The following is a 20,851-nucleotide window of genomic DNA, read 5'->3' on the forward strand; positions in this document are numbered from 1 at the left end:
AACGAAGCAGGTGATCCAGCTCTGTAGCGTTACGTACTGGGACTTCCTGTAGGTATAGAAGGGCTTGATTGCTAGCTTGTGAGAAGTGGGAACGCATCGTTTTATACATGTCTTGTTTCACCAATGTGGGCCGATACAAAGGAAGTTTGATCGTAATCGTATTCATACTCATCTCCAATCCCCCCATATCTATCATTATACCAGAACACCAGTTCGATTTCAAATGGGAAAGAAACTGCTTTAAAATCATGTCGGACAATTGAGATGGCAAAATTGCCACCCTTGTCCGAAGGCGATTCATCACCTACCTAAGCTTCCGCTTTGAGGAAGGAGTCTTCTCGTCTGTATTTGATAAATAATAAGTCCCGGCCAAAGAGGCTTTCACTTTAAATGAAGTTGTGGCTCTAAAATGATTGCCCGTTAGTCCAGAAGCACCCAAGTAACCTTTGTCATCGCTTGGATCTGCTGTTTTTCGGAGATCGGCGTTTAAGTGCCCGCTTCCTTCTCCCTGAACGTCATATTGAATGATGTCGCCTTCCTGGAGTGTAAAAGGTCCCCCTACTGCCACAAACTCATTAACTTGTAACGCATCCAATTCAACGGGAATTACTTGTTTTACACTGATCGGACCGATTATCGTATTCATGGCTTGCCGGTCCTCCTCAACTCGATTCTCATCCGCAGGAGTCGCAGTCGAATGAGCGGCGAACACAGCGCCCGTTCCAATGATTGCGATGCAAACAACGCAGAGCAGAATAAATCCCGCTTTCTTTTTCTTTGTGTCCATAATGGAAAAAATACGTGTTTTCATCCCGTGCTTCCCTCCGTAAAAATGAGTCGTAATTGCTGTTCGAGGCGTCGCTTGTTTTCGCACCATACCAATAATGGCTTCTCCGTATTGCTTTCTTTGCTGAAAATCAGCACCGCGCAACACCAGTGCATCACAGGAAATTTCACATTGTGCGGCAGTCGCCTTAGCCATTAAATAAATGACAGGATTAAACCAATGAAACGCCGTAGCCAACATGATGCATACCTTGTACCAAAGATCACGGCGGCTGAAATGAATGAATTCATGCTTCAAAATCAATGCCAGCTCATCATCAGAAATGTTTTCAGACGGTAAAACAATGAATGGTTTCCTTAAACCCATCAACATCGGACTCGTTACACTCGGGCATACTTTCAAGTCTATTGGCTGACGTATGTCTAACTCCTGTCTAACCCGTTCCGCTATTTCTAGCACCTTTGCTTCAGTTATAGGCTCACTCCATCGGCGTATCACCTTGGTTAAACGCCTATGCTGCAAACCATGTGTCACCACATAAATAGAAAACCCCGCCAGCCAAATAGCCGAAATCACCCACCAAAAGGGGCTGGATGCCGCTTCTCCTGCCATCTCTCCCGCAGCTGGCAACACCATCGCAGTTTTGCCTGCGATCTGCTGTTCAACTTGCACAGGGACTATAGCATAATCAGGGATTTTCACAGATATAAACGATAAATCCATAGCGGGACGAAATGGAACCATCCAGCCAATGATGAGCAGCAGACAGATCCTGTACAACCACTTCGCCTCGTAACGTTTGGACAGAATAGGCAGGAGCCCCATCCAGATTAATGAGATAACAGACATTGAAACCGAACATTTAAGCAGGAGCGTAATAAAAGATTGCATGTTAGTCCTTCATCTCTTTTAACCACTTTTCCAGTTCGTCGAGGTCATCTGCATTCAACTTGTCGCCCTGGTAAAGGGCAGCTACCAAACTGGTTATGGAATTACTATGGAATCGATCCATAAAATCGCCTGTTTCAAATTTCAGATACTCTTCCTTGTTGATCAACGGGAAATAGGTACGCTCCTTACCTTTTTTCTCCGTTCGGAGAAACCCCCGATCCACCAGACGCAACATCAAGGTGATGATGGTTTGTGCTTTCCATTCCTTTTCTTTACCTAACCGCTCCATAATCAGACTGGTCGTGATAGGTGGATCATTGTCCCAGATCACCTTCATGATTTCGAACTCGGCATCGGGAAGTTTTTTTAACATGCCCAATCCTACCTCCATTTTCTACATTTGTCTACTTTTATATTCTACATCCGTCTTATATATGAGTCAAGCACTATTGCTTAAACTGAAAAGGACGCCGATTCGCTCAGCGCCTTCTGTCGATTATGGGTCACTACCTCCCGCTTTCAGCATGCGAAAAGTGCTTCTTGTTCAGCGGCTACTATCTGCAGCTTTCGAATGCCGGCCTGCGCACAGACTAAAACGCTGCTTTTTGCCCATGCAGATCCATGCAGCTAACGCCGCGGCAGCAAAACTGTTGTTCTAATGTCCGCTTCACACTTGGACGCGCCAAATATGAGCAAAGCGATAATTTAGCACCTTACATATTTACGTTTGAAGCCAAGCTGCCCTTTATCTGCAGCCTTTTGAATATTTTCGGAAGCGAGCAGAAACTTGCTTTTTTTGCTGTCCTTGTTGACTTCTACCGGGCCTACTGCCTGCGCGGTCTCGACCGCCTTATCATGGAGCGGCACATAGGATACCGCCACGGTGTAAATAAAATTATTCATCGCGTATTTCGTACGCTCGGGAGAATCGTGAATCGTATTTTGCACCATTTCAAGCATATCGGCAATTTTACTTTCAGAAAATTCATGGTCCGGGCGGTTGCCCAACAGCCAGCAATAACAACTCCAGCCTGCTGACATTCTCAGCTCTTCGCCGCTCGCAATCCATTTGTCGGCCACTTGTTGTGCAATCTCGGTTTCGGCCAAGGTTACGGCAACCACATAGTCAGACAACATATAAAAATAAGCCCCATCTATCCAGCGGTCAAAATCCGCTTCGGTCATTGCTTCCGGGTCCGCAATAATGCCGGCAAAGTACATGGCGTCGTAGTTCCCTGTGGCGTAAAGCTGCTCAGCCAAGGGTTGATTTTTTTTAATTATTTTGGCCATGGGCTTCATTGCGCCTGTAGCTACGCCAAAAAGCGGTTCATGCGCGCCATTGGATTGGTACATTTTCTTGGATCGTTCCTTGCCGAGCGCTTCAAGCTCCTGCATTACCGTTTCTAAATTCATAGTTATACCCATTCCTTTCGCTTCGCTCAAGGCACAAAACGGAATGAAATCCGTTCGCTTTGAGCGCATTTTTTTGTATTCTTGAGTTACAGGGATACCAGCACACTACAAATCACGTGGAGGTGAGTGGGCCACTCTGTTGCAGGGTGACCGCATAGTTATATGTGTAGATTGCCTTTCCAAGCACAAATAAGTGTCGCTTCGAGCACGCAGACTTATCTTTGGTAAACAACTCGTTTATAGCTGGGCAATCAGTCCCTGCTGGCTATCTCTGTCTATCACTGGAAAGGAGTCTCGGTATGGCTTTAAAAATTGTCTATCCCATTTGCTGTGGAATCGACGTGCATAAAACCTTCGTCGTGGCCTGTATCGCTTCCACCAACAGCAAAGGCGTCACGACTTACAAACGCCATCGCTTTTCAACCTACACCCAAGGACTGAAAGAGCTGTCACAGTGGCTTTGTGAGCATGACTGCAAGGATGTTTGTATGGAATCGACCGGGAAATACTGGATTCCCGTGTTTAACATTTTGGAGCATTCCTGCAACATCACGCTCGCTCATCCGAAATACGTCAAGGCCATTCGCGGCAAGAAGACCGACAAGAAAGACGCTCAATGGATTGCCGACTTGTTCAAGCACGATCTGGTCGCCGGAAGCTTTATGCCTCCCTTGCCAATCCGGCAACTGCGCGACTTGATGCGCTACCGTTTCAAACTGACGAACTTTTCGTCGAGTGAGAAGAATCGGCTTCAAAACAGCTTGACGGTTTCAAACATTCAACTTGGAAATGTGGTTTCGGATACCTTCGGCAAAAGCTCCATGAACATCATTGACAAGCTATTAGACGATCCACAGGATACCTCATTTGACATTGCACCTTTAGTTCATAGCTCGATGAAAAGTAAGCTTCCTGAACTGGTACTCGCCATTAACGGTTTGATTACTCCGGAACAGGCCGGAAAAATCAAGGTGATCAAGCAGCATTACGAAGATCTTGCAACTCGTAAAGCGGAATTGGAAACCATTATTCTTTCTCTTGCCGAGTCCTACTCCAAAGAGATCCAACTGATCCTGACTGTTCCGTCCATGAAAAACCTGTTCTCTGCCATTGCCGTGGTATCAGAGATTGGTGTGAATATGGACGTGTTCCCAACAGCCAAGCATTTGTGCTCCTGGGCAGGACTTACACCTTCCAATGATGAAAGTGCCGGCAAGAAGAAGTCAGTAAGAATTTCGAGAGCTGGCTGCTATATCAAGCCTCTTTTGGTACAGTGTGCTACCGCTGTGGTCAAAAGCGAGAAGCATCCCGAAATTCGAAACCGCTACTTACAGCTCAAAAAGCGTCGAGGTCACAAACGTGCGATTATTGCCATTGCACGAATGCTGTTAACGGCCATCTACCATATCCTGAAGAACAAAGAACCATATAACCCTGATTTGTATAGAAAATCCGATGTTCGTCCAGTAAACCGTGAAATTACGGTAGAACAAGCGATTAGACTGGCACAAGCTCAGGGTTATCATATTATGGCGGCTGCAACTTAACGAGTGACTAAATGCCCATATTTTACCACAAAGTCATTCATTCGATGGCTTGTTTGCTGTGCTCATTTACTTTGGTGGTAACTTCTACTGTCGATTTCAGACTTCATCACTTCCTTCTTAACAGCGATCGGAAGAACCCTCCGTACCGGCAGCCCCGCACCAGGTTGCCTGTCATGCACTAATTTGGATCATCATCCGTTATCAATTTTGAATCGCTTCTGCAGCGTATCCTCTCCCCCAAAATGCTCGGGCAATGTCATAGCCGATTTCTGCTTTTGCATTTTCAAAATCCAAGGAGTTGTAACCGCAAGAACCTATAATTTCATTTGATCCCATTTCAATTATGGAGAAACGAATAGCTTTGTTATCTTGAGAAAGTTCATCAAGGAGTTTAATCATATCTTTTGCTTGATTCTCATCCGTAAAACAATCAACATTCATAAACTTGGTAACATCGGGATCAGACCAAATTTTAAACAAACTGGACGAATCCGCTTCCTTCATTTTTCTCAAATGTAATCGTGCTGTGTGCAACTCTGTAATCAATATTTTTACCTCCATCAAATTTTAATAGTTGGCTTGAAAATATTGATATCTGCGCATAGTTCAGTCCCTTCATTATAAAAAGATAGTTTCATTATACGAAACGCCAAAGGTTTTATCCATTTTCAATATCCAATACGTATGGTGAAGGTTGAGTTCTAATCTCAAAGAGAGGAGGCTGTGCAGCGCACGGTCTCCTCTCTTTGTTAATCGATATCTTCAATCTTCCACTTATTATCTTCGTTGAAAAACGTAAAGGTAGTCCAATTAGTAGATTTGACGAATAATCGATTAATAGTGGTTGGCGAAATCGTTGCCCGCCCAGTCGCCGACCGGCGCATAGTGCTGACTGTCATCCGCATTGGGCTCTGCCAAATCCGCAGCATACCAATTGCCCCCGCATCTCTTCGAACCGATATGTGACCCGAACGGATCGTTCAGCGTAAAGATGTTCGCCGAATCTCCGCCCCAGTAAGTATCGCTGGTGCTCCCCACCTGCCCGAAGCCGGTGCCCCGGGAAACGAAATAGCCAAGACCGACCGCCCCTCCGCCCGAGGGCCCGGCGCGAAAATCGTTGTTCCGGATCACATTCCCTACTGTATGATCGGCGGTTCCGTTCGTCTCGGCCAGCACGAACGCAATCACCTGATTGGCGCCGCTCGGAAGGTCCGAATAGGCCGCCGCTCCGCCGGCCGCGAAAAAGCGGTTCGTGATCGCGTCGGAATAATAAGCCGAGCCGACCTGATTCGTGCTGCGGTTGTTCTCGGCAACATTATCGATAACGGTCGAATAAGCGGTATCGGCAATGGCGATGGCAAACCCGCTGCCATAGGACGCGCTGTGATATTCGGAAGAGGCGTCGGGAAAGCTCCGGTTGCCGGGGTTATACGAATAATTTCCGTCGATGACGAAATGCTGTGCCTGGAAAATATCGATTCCATTGCCGTTATTATCAAAGATGGTATTGTCCTGAATAAGAGCCCCATTGGCATTGGCAATCGAATAGATCCCCGCTCCGGGTATCGGCACGGCCGGCGAGCCCAGGAATCCGTTCATGCAGTCGAAGCCGTTGTGATGAATGGAATTGCCCACAACTTCTCCATAACCCGCTAGCGTAACCCCGTCGCATTTGTTGTATAAAATTTCGGAATTCTGGATGACGCTGGCGTCGCCCGTGTTTGCAATTCCCGCAACGAAAATCACTCCGTAAGTGCTGTTCGATACCTTGTTGTTGTCGAACACGTTGCCACGCGCGGAGGCCTCCATGACATAAATACCCGTTACGGTTTTGAAGGCGCGTTCGGAAAGCGGATTCGCCGTCTGCGGCTGATCTCCGCCCAGTATATGATTGTTGTTAAGATGATTGCCGCTTCCCCATACCTGGACGACGGATTTGCACGGATATGTCCCAGTAATATATTGATGATTGTAATTCAAGGTCAGGAAGCTTACGACAGCTTTGTCACCCGCCAGCTTGATCAGATACTCGGCGGGATTGACCAGCTTCAGAACTGGAAAGCTTGCGTGATTCGAGGTCAGCAGATCCTCATCTCCCAGGACCAATCCTTGCGACAGGGGAAACTCCCCGTCTTCGAGCCTTGCCACGCCGTACTGATCCAGACTGTACTGAATGCGTTCGTAATTGTCCACGGCAGCCGTCGGACCCGTGGCCGGGGAGATGCTTTGCGCTTGCAGGTACGTCAGCATGTTAGCGGGAGAGAAGGCGTAAGCCGGCTTGGCCGGAATCAGACTGTTTAAAGAAGGTAATAGAATGAGCAGGCTAAGAAGCACATAAATATTCTTTTTGATATCCATTGTAAGTTCCTCCTTGTCATCGAATCCTCTAGCTCGTTGTCAGCTCACTGAACTTTACGGATAAGATACCGCCCCAGTCAAAAGCCGTTTCAGCGATAACCAGCTTCACATATACCGTTTTGGATTCCTGTGCATAGGGGGTCAAGTCCAGCTTGCGGCCCCCTCCTTCCGTCAGCTCCGCAACGAGTTGGGTCGCATGATCCGGGCTGTCCCCTGCATAGATGGATACCTTGGAACCGAACACCCCCGCCCTGACCGCAATATCACCTTCTAGACTGAGGAAGGCATCGTTCACGCTGTCCAACTTGTAGATGACGGAAGCTTGCTCGCGGATTTTCCAGGTACCGTCACCGCCTCCCAGTCCCTTATAGAAGCCGCGAATGGCCGGCGCGAATACTCCGGCGGACACTTCCACCTTCCCGTACATGGCCTTATCGGCAAGAACGACCGTCTCATCCGTGGAAACCTTAAACGTCTCATTGGCTTCCAGGGTGTGGCATATCGTTTCATTGGCGCATGCCGTTACCTGATCGTAGCGGCTCTCATAGACGGCGCGAGTCTGGGCAACGGTAATTTCCAGCTTTCCGCTCGAAGGAGAGCGCCCCCTGGGACACCGTTACCGTAAGCTCTACAGTCCCCTGCCTCAGTCCTGTGACGATTCCCGCCGAGGATACCGCTGCTACCGACTCATCGCTGCTGGCATAGCTAATCGTGTATTGCTGCGGATCCATCGTGACCTGTTGATCGTTGTAAGCGCTGGAGTCGATGGTGAGCATCTCATTCACTCCGATCATTTGCTTCGGCAAGGAGACGTTCAATCCCCCAAGCACATTGGAAGCGATGTTCACTGCCAACATGTTGGATTTGACGATTTTTCCTCCTGCCGAGACATAAGCCTGCACGGTTGTCGCACCGGGCTTCAGCAGCTTCAATACACCGCCGGACACCTCGGCCAATTCCTTGTCGCCCACTGCATAAGCGACCTTGGCTTCCTTCAGGTACACCGGGTCGCCGTTGTCATACAAGGCGCTGATCTCGATTGGAATATTCTGTCCGGTGAACAACGCGCCGTCCTGCAGAGTGATTGCTGCGGAGTCAAGCTCACGGGCCGCCGCTTTCTTCTTGATCTTAACATCATTTAAGCTGGCCCAAGTATCGTTCTGTGTCGTCCGGATTTCACATTTGACGTACAGTGTCGTAAGGTTAGCGATCTCGTCATGAAGCGGGATGGACCGTATAAGTGTAAAGTTGTTCTCATCGCCGCCCGGTTCGATCCTGCCAACCTCTGTCCATTGCTCCTGATCCACGCTGACATACCATTTCACGCTTTGCGCGTCCGGATTGCCCATTATCGCCCTGCCGCTGTATTCAATGGCCAGATCGGTAAACGGCGTTCCGCTGGCCAGTTTCCACACCAAGACACCCGGTTGTGTGATGTTATCCGGTCTGGCTACCTTGACGGAATAATTGGCGTCTAGCGGCACGATGCGAATATTGTCGGCGGTGAAGGCTCTGCTTTTCCAGTCGCCGTCCTCCGTCTCAAAGGATTCCGAGATGAGGGTATCATAGACCTCGGTGATTTTCAGCACCCGGACCGGGCTGCCCTCATATGTATAGGGACTGTACGTGACCGTTACCTTGTCCCCGAGCTCGAAGCCCAAATCGTCGGTATCGGCGGTAAGAATATTGCCGCCCGTTGCTTTCGGCGTTTCGAATACGGCGTCCGCCCCGATTTCGAATCGATGCTGCCCGTCGATTTCAATGGCGGCATTGCGGAGCTCGCCCCGTATGGAAATCGGCTGGATGTCCGTAATCGTCCCATAAATTTGACCGTAATAGGCATAAATTCGGACGGCTTCATTGTTATCGTTCATCGTAATCCGGAGCAGTTCACCGTCGTTAAGCATCTCAAGCGGTACCTCCTCCATTTCCGCATCACCTGCGCCGTCGGCGCCGCGGGCAATGATTGCGTCATCAGCCAGCTTTACCTGCACGAAGTTCACATATTCGCCGATTGCCGGGTCCTGTGACTGCAGGTAGAGATAACCCTTCGGCGCGGGTTTGTTGTTGTCCTTGTTCTTGCTTACATATGCGGCTTCGAACGAATTCGGATAAAGCTTGACGCTGGCGACGTCGCCCGTCAGATCGAACCCGGCTTTGCCGCCGGCTGCCTTCACCGATAGCGGATCGCCCGCCGTCGTCCGGCTGAGCGTATAGACTCCGTCGCTCCCGCGCACGGCTTTGTAATACTCGCCGCTGGCTAGCCCCGACAAGGTGACGGCCGCCTCCAGGTTTTCTTTTGCTGACAATTGAAGTCGCACCCTATCGCCAGCTTCATAAAGCACGACATCCACGATTTTACCGCTGTCCGCAAGTTCAAGCTCGATTGGGTATTTGCCCAGCTTGCCGCCGCCCTTGACGGTATACTTGGCAGGCAGCGTCTGCGAGAGCTCTTTGGTAAGCTGGTCGTAAGCCGTTCGATATTGTGCCGCCTGGTATAGCCTCCGGATGGACGCATAGGCAGCGTCTTCGCCGGATTTGCTCTGGTAAATGTCAAGCAGCCGCTCGACATCCGCCCGGTAGCTGACCCAGAGATTCCTTTCTCTCATCTGATCGATGGTGTAGGCGGAACCGTCCGATTGTCCGCTAGCTTTGTCCCACGGCACGTAGGCTTTGAAGCCCCAGACCGACGTCCAGCTATATAAGCTCTCAGGCAGCCCGGGAGAGAAGAGCTTCAACTGCACATAGGCAACGTCAGCGTTTCGGTTGATAAAATCGCTGACATCAACATCCTCCAAGCTGAAGTTTTTCAGTGTCGTGGCAAGCGTCAGGCTGCCCTCGTCCGCGCCGGCCCATACCTCGACCCGGTTGTCCGCGTTAAGCTCGCTGAGCGCGCGGCCCTCTACCCGGACTTTTAGCCCGGAAGCCAATGCCGCACCGCCGTTATCGATCTTGAAGGTTAAATGGCCTCCCGAGGCCGTTCCGTTATCCGCAGTCGCCACATATTTCTCCGTCAACACGTCCCGGCGGACACCGCTGGCATCGACAAGGATTTCGTTCCGTGCCAGCGAATCCCCGGCTTTGAAATTATAAGCCATAAGCGATTGATCATAAGCGGGAACAGCAACGACTGCGTTGTGCTGTCCGTCAACCGCATCAATCAGCTGGCGATCGCCCGCCTGATAATTGTACAAGGTAACGTGATCGGCTCCGTACATGTAAGCCTGCTTCAGTGTATTCATATTGTAAATGCTGCTCCGCTCCGCGTTCACGTCCGCATATTTGCCCCGCGCGACAATGTAATCAAGGTAGCGGCGGTCCAGATCTCCGGCCCATTCCGCTCCATAGCGGATATCGTTCACCATATGCGTTTCCCAGCCCGCTCTTTTTTCATCCCAATTCGGATAATTCGGCGTCGGGAACATATGCGTATAAGCATTCTCCACAAGCTGGCTGTCCGGGTAAACAATCTCCCCTTCGTTAACGACAATGGCATTATAGCCGTATCCCTTGGCAATCGCCCGGGAAACCGTAGAGATGTAGGTCGTCAGATTGTTGAACATCCACAGCTTCTCTTCACTGGACAAGCCGTCTTCCGGGTTCAGGACGACTCCGTCCCGGGCAGCGGCGGCAATCGTCTCCGGGCTGAAGTCTCCACCTGCTTCCGGCGATGCGTTAAAGGCGTAATAAGGCCAATACAAAGGCTCGTTCTCGGTGAAAATAACGACGGCGGGAATGTGGTCTCCACCGGCTGTCATCTCCGCCGTCCGCTCGGAAATATATTGCGCAATGCCCTTGACCTTGTTCGCGCGCACTTGGTTGTAGTGCTCGTTGTTCATGGACAACCAGGGCGTGTTGGACCATAGATTCGGCGTGGACAGCTTCCAGTTGCCTCTGCCATCCGCATTGAGCGGATCGTATACAATCTGATTATATGGGATGTCGGTCCACTGGCCGCCTTTTCCATCCGGCCCGCTTGGCGTACCTCCCCACCAGGAGTTGATGCTGAGATGTATGGGAAGATCCGCATCCCTGGAGAGGTTCATCAAGTAATCCAAGCGCCTGTGGAGCTCCTCCTCATTCCAGTGCATATACAGGATGTCGAAGCCGAGTCCCGGCTTGTACATCTGCATGCCGGCGTATTCATTCTTGATCTGCCGGACAAGCTGCAAATCCGCAGCATAGTCATCCCACTTCAGTGCGGGCTGAAACAGGCCAACCGTCATCTTCCTGCCGACATCCTCGCTGGCGAGCAGTTGGCTGAAATCGCGGTACGCCCACAGCCTGCTGAAATTCACGCGCGTCTCGCTATAATTGCGCAGCGTAACGCTGATTTTGCCGTGGCTGCCCGCAATTGACGCGGCTACTTCGACGAAGTAATGATTCGGACCTTCGGAGGCTTCCTCATACGTTCTGAAATACACTTCTTGTCCATTAACAAGGATGGAGTAGGCCAATATTTCGTCTGCCCGGGTGTGGATTTCCTCCAGCTCCAGCGTCAGTGCTTGACCAGGAACGGGATTATCCAGCTCGAAAGAAATTTCCGCTTGCTTGCCTTCCATATATCTGACCGGATACGTATTTGTCAGCTCGCCAACCTTTGTGTCAATCGCATCGCTCCCTGAGCTTCCTAGCACAGTCAGATTAACCGCCTGTTCATCCGCGGGTTGTCCGAACACAATCGCGGATACGCGCTCCTGGCCTGACGGATTACCAGGGCCCGTTCCCGGATCCGTTCCGGGGTTCGTTCCGGTTCCATTCCCCGCACCGGGAGCAGATCCTCCCTCGCCGAACACCACGCCATTAGCTACGAAGATCTTATCCGGCGCTTTCCCGAAAGTCACTCCGTTCGCATATATCCACGCTTCTGCAATGGTCCCTTCGCCCGTTACCGCAGCCTTAGCATCAGCTCTGAAGCTGGTTATTTTGACCCCTGTGCCCAGATTGATTCTCGCAGAGGCCCCTCCTTTAAGAATGACAAGCTTGCCGATAATCCCTCCCAGCAGTTGAACCGACAAGCCGCTGCCCTCTACTGTGATGTATTCGAAATTGCCCTCCAGCTTCGCTCCCGAGAACAGACGGGTTATCCCGATCACCGAGCCGCCCTCCGCTACAATTCGGATTTTTTGATCCCGCTTGTTTACGACGAGCGCCGCAAGGATGGAATGGATCAGCCGGATATCTCCGCCGCCGTTGACATAGACATTCCCCTTTACTGTGACGCCGTCAAGCGTCACATCGCCATTGCCGATGCCCGGAGCGAGGTACAAATCCCCGGTCACCGTCATATCCCGCAGTGTCACACCCGCAGCGTTCACAACGAGATTGCCGTTAGCGTCTTCGGAATAGGAGCCGGACGATTGCAGCAGCCTTCCCATCAACCTGTCCGCCATCGTCAACGCTTCCGCACGGGTCAGCGGCCTATTGGGCGCGAAGTCGCCAGAAGGCATGCCGGAAATTGCTTTCCGCTCCGTCAAAGCGCTGATGGCTTCCGCCGCCCAGCCCGCAATCGAGCCGGCATCCTTGAATTGCCGGTAAGCTTCTTTATCCGATGCCTCCGCCTCATAAGCTTTGGCCAGCACGACCGCGGCCTCTTGTCTGCTGATCGGACTCATGGGCCGATAGTAACCTTTGCCGTCGCCCTGAAGGATGCCGGCCCCCACCGCTTTCAGCAGATCGTCCCGATACCAGGCCCCGGAGGGCACATCGGCCATCAACACTTCCGGCGCTTCCGCATACTTGAAGACACGGTTCAGCAGAGCGATGAATTCCGCCCGGATAATCGGCTGATTTGGCTTGAACGAGCCGTCGGCATAGCCTTTGACCAGCCCGTAATCCAGCCATGTCTGTATTGTTTCGGATGCCCAGTGGGACTGCTCGGCCTTCTTGGCTCCTGTCGGGCTCCCTGCTGCGCCAGCTTCCCTTCCATAGGCCGCACTTATCGTAGTCCATAACATCGCAACCACTACAAAGAAGGGAAATATACCTCTGACCCTCGTCGACATGTTGCACACTCCTTTGTTTTTTGAATCTCATTCGAAATTTGATAACGCTTACAAAACCTGTTTAAAACGGGAGCAACAAGCCGCCCGGCCTTGAACCGGCCCGGCCCGATTAACGCAGATGGATTCGGCATTTCTGCGTTCACAGGCCGGTACCGGCGCCCGATTGCGATTTTATTTCAAGCGGATCGTTTTGATTTCCTTCGGCCCCAAGATCACGGTCAGGCGATGTTCGCCGCCCTTTACCTGCAGCTCCAGCTCTCTTCCAACTGCACCGTTCAAACCTGTCTCATGCGCGGTCTGGATGGGAAGACGAAGGATTACTTGGCCCTCCGTTACCTCTTCCGCGAGGTTCACAACCCGGAATTCGATGCTGCCTTCACCGTCAACCGCGGGCCTAAGGCTTGTCGCATGAAAGGCGGGCGTATCCAACTCCAGCCAGCTGCATGCACCAGGAAGCGGACGATCCGGGACAGGCTCTGCAGTCAGTACCCGGCTGCGCACGGATATCTCCCGCTCATCCGCAATCCGCCAAGGCGATTGTAAGGCAGCTCTGTCTCCGATCGTTAAGCCGTACTCAAACGTCATCACTCTCAGGCATTGGCCTCCCTCGGCCAGCAGCCCCGGACCCGGCCGGTTTGAAGTCGTCATCCCGCGGTCCCCTCCGCCCAAATGAGATACGCTGCGGAACAAGGTGATGGCAAGCGTTCCTTCCCCTTCCCGGTGGCGGGATGGAATCCATTCATATTCATGAAGTCCGGTCGCGTGGAAGATGACCCGGTTGTCCGCATGGTCGGCATACAGGAAATGCCGGAAAGGAAACGTCGTCGGCTCATTCTCCACCCATACCTCTTCAGACGGCTGGCGGATGTCTTCTTCCCGCGCGGAAAGGTCGAAATGGCCTCCGGCCTGCACCGGCCGATTCCCTTTCTTTAATGGAAACAGCAGGCGCAGACGGTGATCCCTGGCTGTGTTATTGACGGTTGTGCGGAAGCTGGCGGTTCTGTCCGATTCGGCCAGCGTCAATTCCACCGTGACGTCCAGCGTCACGAAATCCTCGCTCCGCCTCTTCGCCTGTTCCGCCGCGGATCTCGGAAGCAGCAGCTCGTAATGCAGCTTCATGGACTGCCAGCCGCAGTTGTCAACTTTCACACTGACGTTCTTCAATGTGCTTCCTATGTATCGTTCATCCAGCAGCGGCTGGGAATACGAATACTCGTCGCCGACATCGCCCCCGTCCTCAAACCGGTGAAGCCCGCTGTAGCATTCCCCAGTCGCCAGATCGGTCCATGTCAACGCGCCGTCCGCTTCCGCCGTTATCCTCACATATTCGTTCTCGATGGCTGCAGACGGTGGCTGAATCGGCAGCCCGGTTAGCAGAGGAAATGTGTTCAGTTTTGCCGAAACCAGCTTATATCCCATAGCCGGCATATTTTTCATGCGGACAATGATTTTGTGCCGGTTTGTCTCTCCCCTGCTGAGCGGATATCTGGCCGAATAGGTCTCGATCGGGCATACCCTGGAAACCGAGACAATCTCCGCGTCATACTGCACCCCGGCTTGATCCTTAATATGGACGGAACGATAGAAGGTATTCTCGTCCATATCCAGCTCGATTTCCGCCAGCGCATCCCTGCGCCAAGGCAGGGAGTTGAACAAAAACACGGGTACGCAGCCCTGCTCGATCCACGAGCGGTCGATCCCGCCGGCGAGCTGCTCCAGTGCCTCGACGATCAGCTGCTCCCCGATCTGTCCGGCTTTGAGAAAGCGGGTTTCCATCTCGCTGTGAACCTCGTCGATACTGCAGCCACAAATGCTGTCGTGAGGATGATTCTGCAAAATGTACTTCCAGGCTTGCCGCACAAATGCAGGGTGATGCTCGCCATGCAGGCAAAGCGACAGAGCTTCCAGCGGCTCGGCCCACTTCTCCATCACATTTTGGGCCCGGGCGTTCTGCTGCTTCAAATAAACTCTGGAAGACAGCACGCCTGGAAGTATAGAATTGATGACGCCTCCTGGCGTGTGGCTTGTGCGGCGGAACTCTCCGCTAAGCCTGGGCAGCTCCATCATCGCCCCCATGCTTTCCGCCAAAAAATCAGGAATGGAAGAAATCTTCATGGGTGCCATTCCGCTGGATTTGTTCCAATGCGCCACGAGAGCAGATATATGCGGCTGTGGTTCCATATGATCAAACCCGTTCATCAGCAGCACATGGCCGGACAAAGAATGCGGACCGATATCGGCGATGAGCCCGTTAAGCTTTTCCATGGCCTCCTCAGGATTGTCCGGCAGACTCATGGCACTTGTATAACCATACTTATAAGGCAAATGGATGGTTCTTAGCCGGTCTCCGCTAGGCGCTTCCCACTCGAATTCCGTCGGCACCTGCTCGGGCGTACCGTTGAGCCCCCTCCATACAACCGCATACTCCAGCCCGAATTGCTTGAGAATCTGCGGCATCTGGGCGATATGCCCGAACGTATCCGGCAAGTAACCGACCTGCATGACAGGACCGAACGTCTCCCCGATTCGCTTGCCTTCCTCCAGGTTGCGGATCATCGATTCTCCGCTGACCAGGTATTCGTCCATCAAGACGTACCAAGGACCGATCGTCAATTGTCCGTTACGGACGAATCTCTCAATATCCGGCCTGCGCTCCGGTCGGATTTCCAGGTAATCCTCCAAAATAATGGACTGTCCGTCCAGGTGAAAACGGTATTCCCCGTCTTCCTCCATCGTCTTCAGCAGCCGGTCAACCAAGCCGACCAGGCGGAAACGGAAAGTCTCGAAAGGCAAGTACCATTCCCGGTCCCAGTGTGTATGGGGAACCAAATGAATTTGTTTGTAACGACTCATGATGATTTAAAACCTCCTCATACGTTATGCTTTTACCGCTCCGGATGTCATGCCCTGCACGAAATATCTCATCGTAAAAGCGAAAAGCAGCATTAATGGAATTGAAGCGATGGTCATGCCCGAGAATACCGAACCATAGATGATTTGCTGCGGATCCATGAACCGGTACAGCCCGACGGTTACCGTCATTTTCTCCTGATCCGAGAGCACCAGGAGCGGCCAGATGAAATCGTTCCAGGTCGATAAAATATTCACTAGCCCCATCGACAGGAAAATCGGAATAGCCAGCGGCAGCACCAGGCGAAAAAACGTAACCAGCTCGTTCCCGCCGTCCATCCGGATGCTTTCAATCAATTCCTTGGGGATTTCCTCAAAAAAAGTGCGGAATACAAAAATTACAACCAGCTGGCCACCCGCGATATAGGGCAAAATGGCCGCCCATGGGCTATTGACCAGGTCCAGCTTCGTAATGAGCACGAACTGCGGCACAAGCGTCAAAATCCCCGGAATCATAAGGAAAGCGAGCAGCATGCCGAACAAGAAGCGCTTTAGAGGGAATTCAAACCTCGCAAACACATAGGCGCTTAAGCTGGATACCACCAGAACGCCGATTACGGTTGTGCCGGAAATGACGACCGAGTTCTGAATATAAACCCAGATCTTTGAGAAGGCATCCGTAAAAAACTCCGCATGCGGCTCCAAAGGTATTCCGAAGTAGTTCACGGTAAGCTGAAAGTTTGTTTTGAATGCCGTTATGACCATGAAATACAAGGGGAACAAGGTAAAAAAAAGCAGCACGGACAGAATGAACACGACGATCATCCGGGATAATCCCCTACGAGCCATAGCCGTTACCCCCTCTCACGCATAAACTTCATATTCAGGAAAGTCAAAGCCATCGTAAGCACGAACAGAATCACGCCAACCGCCGCTCCGGTGCCAAGCTTCCCGTAAGTAAAGGCATTGTTAAACATATATAGTCCCGGCACCGTCGTATCGTAGCCCGGTCCGCCCTTGGTCATAATGAGTTGGTCGTTGAACTGCTGCGTTCCTCCGATCAGAACGAGGATCGTCGTCAACCGGATTTGCGGCAGAATCAGCTTCATATCCACCGACCAGAAGATCCTCCAGGAGGAGGCTCCGTCGATGCGGGCCGCTTCTCTTAATGATTCGTCGATATTCTGAAACCCTGCCAGATAGATGAGAAATCCAAGTCCGCTAACCCAGGGAAAACCCTTCATCATAATTGCGGCCATAGCCGTCAGCTGGTTCTCGCCCAGCCAGATCATCTGCCAGTGCTCAAGTCCGAGGGCGCCCAGCACATAATTCAGCATTCCATTGCCCGGTTCATAGAAGAATAGCCAGAACAGCGTAGTGACCATTCCCGGCAGCACCATCGGAATGGTAAACGTCACTTTGAAAAAACCGGCCAGTCCCGTATTGCCCAAATAATTAATGAAGTACGCTCCAAGAATAGATGCGCCCTGCAGCACGATGACATGCCAGCTCAGAAAGGCCAACAGAATCAGAAAGCTTTGTCTGAAAACCGGGTCTTGCAGCACTTGAACATAATTGTCCAGCCCGCTGAATCGCGGGTGCAGGTAGTTGGTTGTACTCCAGTCCAGGAACGAAATCCGAAACGCTTCAATTGCGGGATACATTAAAAAAAGTCCGACAAATGCAAAGCTCGGGAGCAGGCATGCATAAATGTAGATGTACCGAATATTTTTTCCCATGATAGCTCCTCTCCAGCACCTTTAAACAAAGAATCCGGCGGAACGGTGCGCCCCAGCCGGTGCAGCCGGATGACCGCTTTATTTCAGATACTGCTCTGCGTTCCATTCAGGATGATTTTTAATCGCTTCGGTCGCATACTTCTTCAAATCCTTGCCGAATTCATTCAGAAACTCGTCTGCCGTCATCTTGCCAACGAGATACTTCTGCTGATTCTTGAACCATTTGTCCTTCTGCTCCGCTGAAAATTCATTCGCATTGAAAACCAACTGCTGATCGTTTCCGAACGAGTCCATAATCGGCTTTAAGATTTCCGGCACTTCCACGCCCTGTACAACCGGAATGAGATTTAATTGCTCCGCCAGCACTTTGGCGCCCCCCTCAGGAGCTGTCATGTACTGCAGGAACTGAACGGCCTGGCCGTCCGCTTTCTTCTTAACCGCGGCGCGAGTGATCGCGTAACTCGGAGCTGAACCGATTTTATATTTGTAACGCACATCTTGTCCGAATTTCGGAGAATAGCCTTTGTCCAGGTAAGGCATAGGCGCGATGCCATAGTCAACCTTGAAACCGCCTTGCTGATGCTGGTTCGGGTACCAGCTGCCGTTGATCGTCATCGCCGACTTGCCGTCGTTGAAAATGCCTTCGAATTCCCAGCTGGCACTGTTGAAGCCTTCATTGAGATAAGGCGCCAGTTCCTTCATGAAGCGCAAGTATTCCTTAAGCTCAGGGCTGTCTTTGGTAACCTTGTCCTGCATCACGGCAATTGCCCATTCGTTCATCTCAATCTTGCCTGACTGGTTCAAATCGAGCTCCGGCAATTTCGGTCTCCACAGGTAGTTGAAGAGATCCGTCGCGATCCAGCCCAGATTCCAATCCACAGAGTTCTGAATGCTGAACGGAATGAATCCGGCTTCCTTCGCTTTCTTCAAGACTTCGAAAAACTCGGAAACGGTAGCCGGCGGCTCCGAAACGCCAATCTGGCTGAAGATTTCCTTGTTATAATAAAGATTAGTGGTAACAACCTGGTTCGGAATACCGTACAGATGAGGATTTTCGGCATCCGTCCGGTCGATTGCGGATTCGATCAGACCCGGCAGAAACGAATCCTTCCAGGGTTTGTTCGTATAAGGGCTTATTTCCTCAATATAGGGAAGCATGTCGACAATCCAGCCATTCTTGAAGTAATCCGCGAACTTCCCCGTTCCGCTGATAATCTCCGGCTCGGAGTTGGCAACGAATTGAGCCTGAAGCCAATTTTCCAGCTCCTGTGCCGGAATATATTTCAGTTCAGAGGTATTGCCCGTCTCCTGATTAAAGCTGTCTGTGATCGTCTGATAAGCCGGCCAAGCGTATTCGCCCTGATTGTGCAAAATGGTGAACGCGACCGGATCCTGTGAAAGGCTCGTTGCCTCCCCGCTCTTGCCTGGAGTGCCGGAGTTTGCAGCGGCAGGCGCTGCTTTCTCTTTATCCCCACCCGAGTTATTGCCGCAGGCCGACAGCGTAACAGCAACCAGAATCAAAACCAGCGTCCATATCGATGTTTTTCTCATGTTTGATAAAGCCTCCAAATTTGAATGTGGTATTACCTCCGGATTTCCTTATAACCCCCCTTATTGTCCGCTCATGACCTCCCATACTTAATGAATCATGTGAACGTTCACATTTCGTTTTGATCATAATCAATATTGGAAACGTTGTCAACAAACAATTTTAATCTTTTGCTTAGTGGTCTTTGCCAATATTAAAGGAATTATTAAAGAAAAAGACTGACTATTCTTTAATTTCCACTCTCTTTTCATTACCTTGTTACCGTTCACATTATTTGCTTCCTGGCGTGCAATTGTCCGTTTCCCCCTGTTCTGACGCGTTTTTTCAATGTGAACGGTAACAATAAAATGGATATTTTAAAAAATTGCTTGTTTTTCTTATTATTCAAGGGTAATCTTAAATTAATGTTTTCAAAATGATTATATAAATGTTCACGATCTCATAATTGATAGGAGTTTAGCATAGATGGCTAATACCATTAACGATGTGGCCAAGCTTGCGGGTGTTTCGCGGCAGACCGTATCCCGGGCAATCAATGATCCCGATCTCTTGAACAAGAATACGCTGGAGAAGGTGCAGCGGGCGATTCAGATTCTCGACTACCATCCAAATATAACGGCCCGGTTCCTGGCTAACAAGAGGGTGAAATCTATCGGGTTGTTCATGCCTTTCTCGGCAGATCAAGTGAAGCAAAACCTGTTTTTTTCCTCGTTGTCCTCCTCGATCTGTCAATATTGCTCTCATCACGACTTTGTCATGCAGCTGTTCACTTCGCTTCCCCGAGCGGATTCCAGCCGCCTCTTCGTCAAGCTGTATAAGGAGCGGCAGGTTGGAGGCTTGGTCTTGACCTGTCCATCGGTCACAAACGATGAGCTTATTTTTCTCCTCTCGGAGAAAATTCCATTCATTATCGTAGGCCGCCCGGGGATCGCTTCCAAGCAGATCAATTACGTGGATGTGGATAACGTACAGGCGGGAGTTCTGGCGATTGAGCATTTGACGCAGTTCGGACACGTCCGGATTGGTTTTTTGAACGGACCGGCCAATATGACGCTTTCTGCTGATCTCCATCAAGGAGTGACCGCCGCTGTCGGCAATCATCCTTCCAAGCTGAATATTATGGAAGCGGAGACGGATCTCACTCTGGACTCCGGTTATATGGAAGCTTTGAGGCTTCTGCAGTCGGAGGAGCGGCCTACCGCGATTTTCACGGCGGACGACCTGCTGGCGGTAGGGGTAAAGAAGGCGGCAGATGAACTGGGCTTGAGTATTCCGGAGGATTTGTCGATAATTAGCGGCGTCCAGACGGGGTGGGGCAATATTTTCCCCTGCAAGCTCACGCATATCGATACTCAATTCGATAAACTGGGAGATATCGCGGCCGATCATCTGGTGCGGCTGATCCTCGACGGCGAAACCGAGAACCTGTCCAAGGTGCTTGAGGTTCGCCTCGTAGAAGGACAAACATGCTCTTTCGTCCGATCATCCGTACAAGCGGATGAATAAGTATTTGTATCCTTGGCAGCAGAGACCGCTTCGCGATATGGAGAGGAGGCCGTGCAGTACACGATCTCCTCTCTTTGTTAATCGATATCTTCAATCTTCCACTTATTATCTTCCTTGGAAAACGTAAAAATAGTCGTGGTGTCCTCCCCCATCTCTACGGTAGATACATAAGCAACAGGGAAGCATACTCTTCATATGATATCCAG

Annotated in this window: 12 protein-coding genes and 1 pseudogene; 2 read left to right on the plus strand and 11 right to left on the minus strand. The window is 51.0% G+C overall.

Features of this window, described 5'->3' with window-relative positions; all coding sequences use genetic code 11:
- Window positions 1-304: 304 nt before the first annotated feature.
- The 3 genes from ACFQ0N_RS07115 to ACFQ0N_RS07125 form a co-directional block, all read right to left on the minus strand.
- Entirely contained in the window at window positions 305-1,678 is a 1,374-nt protein-coding gene (locus ACFQ0N_RS07115; protein WP_379324326.1) for a M56 family metallopeptidase, read from the minus strand.
- A gap of 1 nt (window position 1,679) precedes the next feature.
- Window positions 1,680-2,051, minus strand: coding sequence for a BlaI/MecI/CopY family transcriptional regulator (locus ACFQ0N_RS07120; protein ID WP_379324328.1), 372 nt, complete (start codon window positions 2,049-2,051; stop codon window positions 1,680-1,682).
- Window positions 2,052-2,383: 332 nt separating this feature from the next.
- The gene (locus ACFQ0N_RS07125) at window positions 2,384-3,091 is read right to left on the minus strand and encodes a DNA alkylation repair protein (protein ID WP_379324330.1); all 708 of its coding nucleotides are present in this window, start codon (window positions 3,089-3,091) and stop codon (window positions 2,384-2,386) included.
- Window positions 3,092-3,390: 299 nt separating this feature from the next.
- On the opposite strand from ACFQ0N_RS07125, the gene ACFQ0N_RS07130 reads away from it, so the two are divergent.
- On the plus strand, window positions 3,391-4,638 hold the full coding sequence (locus ACFQ0N_RS07130) for an IS110 family RNA-guided transposase (RefSeq protein WP_379324332.1): 1,248 nt from the start codon (window positions 3,391-3,393) through the stop codon (window positions 4,636-4,638).
- A 210-nt stretch (window positions 4,639-4,848) separates the two neighbouring features.
- Here the strand turns inward: ACFQ0N_RS07130 and ACFQ0N_RS07135 are convergent.
- The 8 genes and pseudogenes from ACFQ0N_RS07135 to ACFQ0N_RS07170 form a co-directional block, all read right to left on the minus strand.
- Window positions 4,849-5,184 (minus strand): annotated as a pseudogene (locus ACFQ0N_RS07135) (GNAT family N-acetyltransferase); the annotation flags it as partial.
- A 288-nt stretch (window positions 5,185-5,472) separates the two neighbouring features.
- The gene (locus ACFQ0N_RS07140) at window positions 5,473-6,996 is read right to left on the minus strand and encodes a right-handed parallel beta-helix repeat-containing protein (protein ID WP_379324334.1); all 1,524 of its coding nucleotides are present in this window, start codon (window positions 6,994-6,996) and stop codon (window positions 5,473-5,475) included.
- A gap of 28 nt (window positions 6,997-7,024) precedes the next feature.
- Complete coding sequence (locus ACFQ0N_RS07145; RefSeq protein ID WP_379324336.1) at window positions 7,025-7,405, minus strand: hypothetical protein; 381 nt, start codon at window positions 7,403-7,405, stop codon at window positions 7,025-7,027.
- Between the two features lie 133 nt (window positions 7,406-7,538).
- On the minus strand, window positions 7,539-13,001 hold the full coding sequence (locus ACFQ0N_RS07150; protein WP_379324338.1) for an S-layer homology domain-containing protein: 5,463 nt from the start codon (window positions 12,999-13,001) through the stop codon (window positions 7,539-7,541).
- Window positions 13,002-13,172: 171 nt separating this feature from the next.
- Complete coding sequence (locus ACFQ0N_RS07155) at window positions 13,173-15,854, minus strand: alpha-mannosidase (RefSeq protein WP_379324340.1); 2,682 nt, start codon at window positions 15,852-15,854, stop codon at window positions 13,173-13,175.
- 24 nt (window positions 15,855-15,878) lie between these two features.
- On the minus strand, window positions 15,879-16,700 hold the full coding sequence (locus ACFQ0N_RS07160; RefSeq protein WP_379324342.1) for a carbohydrate ABC transporter permease: 822 nt from the start codon (window positions 16,698-16,700) through the stop codon (window positions 15,879-15,881).
- Window positions 16,701-16,705: 5 nt separating this feature from the next.
- The gene (locus ACFQ0N_RS07165; protein ID WP_379324344.1) at window positions 16,706-17,590 is read right to left on the minus strand and encodes a carbohydrate ABC transporter permease; all 885 of its coding nucleotides are present in this window, start codon (window positions 17,588-17,590) and stop codon (window positions 16,706-16,708) included.
- 78 nt (window positions 17,591-17,668) lie between these two features.
- Window positions 17,669-19,141, minus strand: coding sequence for an ABC transporter substrate-binding protein (locus tag ACFQ0N_RS07170; protein ID WP_379324346.1), 1,473 nt, complete (start codon window positions 19,139-19,141; stop codon window positions 17,669-17,671).
- A gap of 463 nt (window positions 19,142-19,604) precedes the next feature.
- On the opposite strand from ACFQ0N_RS07170, the gene ACFQ0N_RS07175 reads away from it, so the two are divergent.
- Window positions 19,605-20,645, plus strand: coding sequence for a LacI family DNA-binding transcriptional regulator (locus tag ACFQ0N_RS07175; protein WP_379324348.1), 1,041 nt, complete (start codon window positions 19,605-19,607; stop codon window positions 20,643-20,645).
- Window positions 20,646-20,851: the final 206 nt, after the last annotated feature.

This window comes from Paenibacillus sp. GCM10027626 (assembly GCF_042676285.1).
Classification (GTDB): domain Bacteria; phylum Bacillota; class Bacilli; order Paenibacillales; family Paenibacillaceae; genus Paenibacillus_Z.